Annotated in this window: 3 protein-coding genes; all 3 read right to left on the bottom strand. The window is 35.2% G+C overall.

Features of this window, described 5'->3' with window-relative positions; translation table 11 throughout:
- Positions 1 to 169 precede the first annotated feature (169 nt).
- The 3 genes from QT711_RS19455 to QT711_RS19445 are packed head-to-tail and all read right to left on the bottom strand — an operon-like array spanning position 170 to position 6,137.
- Entirely contained in the window at positions 170 to 874 is a 705-nt protein-coding gene (locus tag QT711_RS19455) for a hypothetical protein (protein WP_317946908.1), read from the bottom strand.
- Complete coding sequence (locus tag QT711_RS19450) at positions 858 to 2,501, bottom strand: site-specific integrase (protein WP_317946907.1); 1,644 nt, start codon at positions 2,499 to 2,501, stop codon at positions 858 to 860. Before QT711_RS19450 ends, QT711_RS19455 begins: the two co-directional genes overlap by 17 nt.
- Before the next feature lie 18 nt (positions 2,502 to 2,519).
- Positions 2,520 to 6,137: a helix-turn-helix domain-containing protein gene (locus QT711_RS19445; RefSeq protein ID WP_317946906.1), complete on the bottom strand. Its 3,618-nt coding sequence runs from the start codon at positions 6,135 to 6,137 to the stop codon at positions 2,520 to 2,522.
- Positions 6,138 to 6,265: the final 128 nt, after the last annotated feature.

The following is a 6,265-nucleotide window of genomic DNA, read 5'->3' as shown; positions in this document are numbered from 1 at the left end:
ACCCCTCCAGTCTTTATGGAATGTTTTCGTCGACTACCATTATACAAGACTTGGGGAGGTACTTCCTTTTTTGTGTCTACAAACCCTTGGGAGACATAGGCTGGTAATTATGAAATTCATTCATTCGTTTGGCAAAAAAAATCCACACAGTACAATTCTTGAACTATAACTATAAATCAAATCGATTCAACAAGCTTTTCATATTTTTGCTTTTCTTCTCGTTTTTACTATCTTCCGGCTCTTCATTAATAACAGTGTCAGGAAAGTATACTGATAAGTCCTCCAAGTCGGCATTTTTCATCTTATATTTTTCCATATCAATTAGTTTCTCAGTAATATTTAATTTTCCTATTTGCGAGTCTTGAATACCTTGCAAATGCGGATATACACTTGATACGACAATGTTATTATAAAGCTGCTCATAGTGTGCAGCACGCTTTCTCTGTTTTGCTACTTCATCTTTTAATGATTGAACTTCAGCTTGTCCATTCTGATAGCGTTCCTCTTTTTCTTTGTATTCCTGTAATTCCTTGTAGAAATCATACAGCAAGATTTCCAAATCAAGTAATTCATTTTTCAAGGCTAGCTCATTTTTATCGTATTTCTTAAAGATCAAGTCAACACTAGGTAGAATCGTTTCGTTACTACTGCTTAACGGGATAGCGGCGATAACAGGTTCATTCAATTCGTCAATGTAGTCCTTGAGACGGCGAGTCCATGTGTTCCGACCTACCTTTGTCTCCTTCTCGAGAAGAGATGGAGTTAGCTTCTTACCATGGCATTTATATTTCGTTTCTAATGCCAACTGTTTTAACTCCTCATTCGTCCATTCTTTTGGTCTTCCTCGACTTTGGCTTTTATTGCTCTTGGCCAAACGCATCAGCCCCCATAACTTTTGAGTCAATCATTGCTTTCATATCCATGTATGCCATTAAATTTCGGGATGTTGATTTTAATAAATCATCATTTCCTTGCCTGTATATTTTAGATAAATTCATCGATAAATCTTTCATTAATTCAATGGATTCACGGATTTTCCCTTCAAGACTTCTTGATGAGTCCGATAACCACGTAATTGCTCCTGTTTGTTCATTTAAGCTAGGTTTAAATACATAGTTCGAACAAAACTCACAGTGTTCTATACAAGTTTCGGGAAAAACATCTTTTTGCTCAGTGCAGTATCCGTGCTTCACACGCCCTACAATGTTTTCTAACGTATTAATATCAATCGACTTTCCTTTATCGTAAACATATCTTTTCCATCCAAAAATACCACTGCTCATATCACTAGTGATAGTATTTTCCACCCTTTTCTGAGCTAAACGATAAACATAGGATTGTGCAAAATGCTCCGCGTGTGAGTAATAACTAAACTGACTCTTAATTACGTCATGACCAGCCATTCTTGCTATAGAGAGCATATTGAAGCCTTGTAGTGCCATATTGATGATAGCAAAATGTCTTGTGTCTCCTGACTTTATTCTCTCAAGGTCATACTTACCATAAATACCTTCAACGACCTTTTCATAAAAATGTTTTTTTAGTAAATCAAAATCTCTTCGATTAATTCGTTCATTTTTCTTTGGTATTTTGACTTTACGGTATGCCCATAGTAGTTCCACTGGAAATAAATACCTAGATTCCGAATCGATTGTTTCCAACAATTGTATAGCATTTTTTATGAAGATGTACGCTTTCTCGTCAATTTCAATAGAATCCATACGAAGTTCAAAACCAGGCGAATTCGATTTGTTTTTTATTCTAGGTATTGTAATTCTGTAAGGTGATGCGTAGTTTTCGTTGAATTGTAAGCAATCCTTTTCCAACAATAAAAATTCAGTAGGACGCATCGGTAGAGTATTCGTTAGCAGCCACCACAACATAATTGGAAAGTACTCCAAAGTTTCCTCGGTTGGGTGGTTTTGAAAGTAATCATTAACGATATCATCAAAAATCATAATATCTTCAAAGGCAGGTAACTCCCTTGCAGTGCCTTTGTAAGTTTGATGATTACTACAAATATCAATGATTTCCTTGTAGTTAGTAACTTTGTAAAAGGAAAGAAAACGTTTTATATCAATAGACATTCGATATCCTTGATACTTGTAAGTTTGGCTTTGGAGTTCTAATAACGACTCTAACTTGTCGGAAGATGTAAATCCATTACTTTCGAGTATTGCCTTCTTTATTAAAGCAAGTTCATTGTAAATCGCAATAGGGGTTCTTCCAGATAATAATCGAACGATAGAATAAGCCTTGAGTGCTGTATTGAATTTATGATAAACTTCGATATCGAACGAGACTATCATTGGATGATCCGCTATATTGCAGGGTAATTTCCAGTGCGGTTGGTCGAATGAACCAATAACATGATTTCCTTCTACAAGTTGCTCAAACATTTTTTTATATTGCTTTATATCAAAGGTGTCGAACTTAACATTTTGCTTTCTTTCAATCACTTCATTTGGGTTGAGGGAATCAATTGTTACTCGAATTTCCATTGAAACACCTGCTTTCCATTAATCCACCAAAATTTTATGAGCCACATCCTCAATCTGTTTCCATGTCTTCTCGATGTCAATATAAGCTTTGACTCTTTCATCTCCAAATTCGAGACGTGCTTCTTTCCATATGAATAATGCGTGCATTAAAAATCTTGACTCTCTTCGTAAAATCACATCATTCGTCGCTTCTTCAATTGTTGTAACAAGCCGGCCCAACTCTTCATTCAATTGGATAAGCATTAAATTTCCTGGGATGACATATTCACACGAAAAGCAATTCGATAGCTTCGGATTTTTGCAATTAGGAAAAACTAAACACTGAGCATGTTCATTTTTGGATGGAAGATCCCCATTGGCTAACCTTGTTATAATTTCCCGAATTTCCTCTTTCGAATACTCTTTCAACTTGGAAATGACCGATTGTCTTTTTTTATAAATGTTCTCTAGCAAAGTCTCCATACTATCAGTTTGATTTTTCAAAGGCATTGGGGCTAAGCTATTATTGACGAACTTAGCAACACTTTCTAACTCAAATGGAGATATTTCTTGCCTTACTTGTTCAATAAGATTACTTCGCTGTTCTAACGTGTCCTGCATGCCCTGAAACTGCGAAACATATAAGATTAGATAATTGTATAGCCAACCAAAATGTCCCCGTTTAAAAAGGTTATAGGATACCCTATTAATCGACCCATCTTTATTAGTAGCCTGAATGTACTGGCTTGTCGTATCCGGGCTTTTATGCGATCTTGATACTTGCGTAAGATGTAAAGCTAAGTCGCTATCTTGCCCTTCTTCTTCAGTCACAGAATAAAATAGATATGTTGCAACGGATCTATTCATCATAAGGGAGCTAAATTTAAATTCTGAAGTACTTTTAATCTTATTAAAAAAGTTACGATGTCTCATTTTTCCTTGTGTTCTAATATCGTTAAACTTGCCTTCCAAAAAACTATCTAAAAGCAAATCACCTTCCTCAAACCTTCGATGTAATTCTGAAATGATTAATGCAGTTGCTAAAGGCGCTATTAAATCTGGAGCCACAATAAATGTAAGTAATTCATCCGTTTTACTTGTTCTCTTATAGCGAAAGTGAGTATAGAGTTGATTGATAATTGTTTGTGATTGGTATTCGGTTAATTCATTTTTAACAAACCAATCGAATGAATCGATATTTACTTCCTCCAAATCGATGTTGGGAGTGTTTAGGATCAAGTCCTGCCCTCTAATGAAGTCAGTAAGTAGTAAGATTGTATATGCCCACATGTTTGCGTAACAGCGATCCCATAGTGCGTTTGGTATATGTCTATCTATCCCCTTCACGTACTGGTAGATTTCATGGAATAATTCAGGGGAATATATCTCTTGTTGATTTTTCTTGTCAGTGGAACTTATCAAGCTAAATTCCTGTTCCGGTTCTATATCTTTTTGATGATAAACATGCCTTAAAAAAACTATCAATACCTTTTTCTCGTGTTGGCGCAATACCGAATTTACACCTAATATACTTGATATGACATCGGAAGAAACAAGATAAATCTCATTTTTAATTAAGGTCGTTAATTTTTCATAAAGGCTTTCCAACAAACGAACACGATTTCTTTTGTATCTTGATGTACCATTCATATTATTTATTTGAAGTAAGCAAAACTGCTTATAAAGTATCTTAGTTTCTTTAAGCTTTTCACCGATATCCACGGAATCAATAAAGCTAATCAATTCTTCAAACGCCTTTTTGGGTGCAAAATCAACTTTTTTGCTAGCCTCTTTTAAGATTATTGCAAGTTCATCTACATCGGATATCGGTATGCGCCAAGTGCCCCCTATTTTAAAGGCATTAGGAAACTTTTTTGACGCTGTAACCATTTGACTTACTGCAACGTTAGTTTTTCCTAATCTTTTAGCTGCCTCTGCAATTGATAAAGTACCTTTCTCTAAACGCCTTCTTTCCTCAATTTCTTTTCCCCACTTTTCAACATCGGCTTCTGAAATCCACCACTTTCCTTCTTGTTTAAATGCTTTTATAAACTCTCCTTTTTGTAGCTTTTGAAGTATTGCGTCCCTTCCTACTTTTAATTTCCTTTCCACTTCAGAAGAATTTAGGAAACCGGAAGTGCTAATTGTAACTACTATCGGTTCTTGAACTTTTTTTTCAGCTTTTTCTTTTTTGTTTTTTTCTATTTTTTGTTTTTCTTTTTTAACTTTTTCTATTATTGATTTTTTCTTTTTAGCTTTTTCCCTTTTCTGAAAGTCCCCCTGGATTACTTCAAAATCTGTTAGGGGGATCCAAATTTTCCGTCCAGATTTATAGGCACTTGGGAAGTGATTATTTTCCAATAAACTTCTAACCTTAGTAAGTGAACGATACCCCAATCTTTTAGCAGCTTCTTCAAGATCTATGGCATTATCAGTGTTTAGACTCTCTTCGTATTCCTCAATATCCTTTAACGGGATTCTCCATTTGCCAAAAACATCTTTGAAAGCATTCGGAATTTTATCTTTGTGGATTAGTTCCGTAACTGTCGCACTGGATTTCAGATTCAATCGTTGCATGACTTGAGTTGTGCCTAGTGATTGAGATTGTTGTTTTTCAATCACCTCAATATTTGGTATTGGTATCCACCACTGTCCATTAGCTTTAAAAGCATCTGGTAGAATAGACTTCTTTATCAATTGGTGTACGGAGAATTCTGCCTTATAACCCAATCTATCGGTAGCTTGAGTTGTATTTAAACAATCCTTTACTTTCAATAAAAAGTTATCTATATCGCTAATTGGAATTCGCCAACTATTATTGAACTTAAATGCATTTGGAAAGCTATTTTTTTTCAACTGATACGACACGGCTTGCCTTGATTGAAATCCTAACATTTGAGCAGCTTCATTAAGCCCTACAGTGTTCAATAACTTTTCATGATTCTCCGGATTCTCTGGAGGTAGCTTTTGTTTTATTTGTTTTTCTTTTTTTCTCTTCTCAAGGGCTTTTTGGACTTTCCCGAAATCTGCAAGTGGGATCAACGTCTTCCCTCCGAATTTATAAGCATTTGGAAAGTGACCATCTTTTAATAAGTCTCTTATTTTTGTTTGTGATTGATAACCCAACCTCCTAGATGCTTCACCAAGATCTATGGAGTCATCAGTGTTATATCTTTCCTCAAATTTCTCAATATCTTTTATTGGGATACTCCACTTTCCCAAGTTTCTTTTAAAGGCATTTGGGAAGGCGTCCTTTTGTATTAATCCGATAACTTGGGCGTTTGACAGATTCAATCTTTGTGCCACTTGGGCAGTGCACAGTAATTGGGATTGCCCCTTTTCGAGCGCTTCGATATTTGATAATGGTATCCACCATCGACCATTTTCTTTAAATGCATCAGGGAAAATAGATTCTTTTATCAATTGATGAACTGGAAATTCTGATTTATAACCTAGTCTTTCGACGACTTGCATTGTACTTAAACAATCCTTAAATTTCGATGAAAAGTTATCTATATCACCAACTGGTATTCTCCAACTATTATTGAATTTAAAAGCATTTGGGAAGGTATTTTTCTTTAATAAATTTAACATATTTGCTTTTGAATGAACCCCTAAAATATTCGCGGCTGCCTTAAGTTCAATAGTGGTATTCATCATCTCTGATACTCTGTCAAGAAATTGGACACATTGAATTGAGTTTCATAGCTAATTGTATATTCAAGCTAACGCGCTTTGCTTGTTCGCCTTGTCATAAGCGAACAGAGTTTCACTCTATTCACTTA

The organism is Sporosarcina saromensis, assembly GCF_033253735.1.
Taxonomy (GTDB): Bacteria; Bacillota; Bacilli; order Bacillales_A; family Planococcaceae; genus Sporosarcina; species Sporosarcina saromensis.
This window is presented reverse-complemented; position numbering and strand designations above follow the sequence as displayed.

Coding starts and splice junctions, on each gene's coding strand:
- QT711_RS19450 (WP_317946907.1), bottom strand. CDS start 2,501: ATGGAAATTCGAGTAACAATTGATTCCCTCAACCCAAATGAAGTGATT.
- QT711_RS19445 (WP_317946906.1), bottom strand. CDS start 6,137: ATGAATACCACTATTGAACTTAAGGCAGCCGCGAATATTTTAGGGGTT.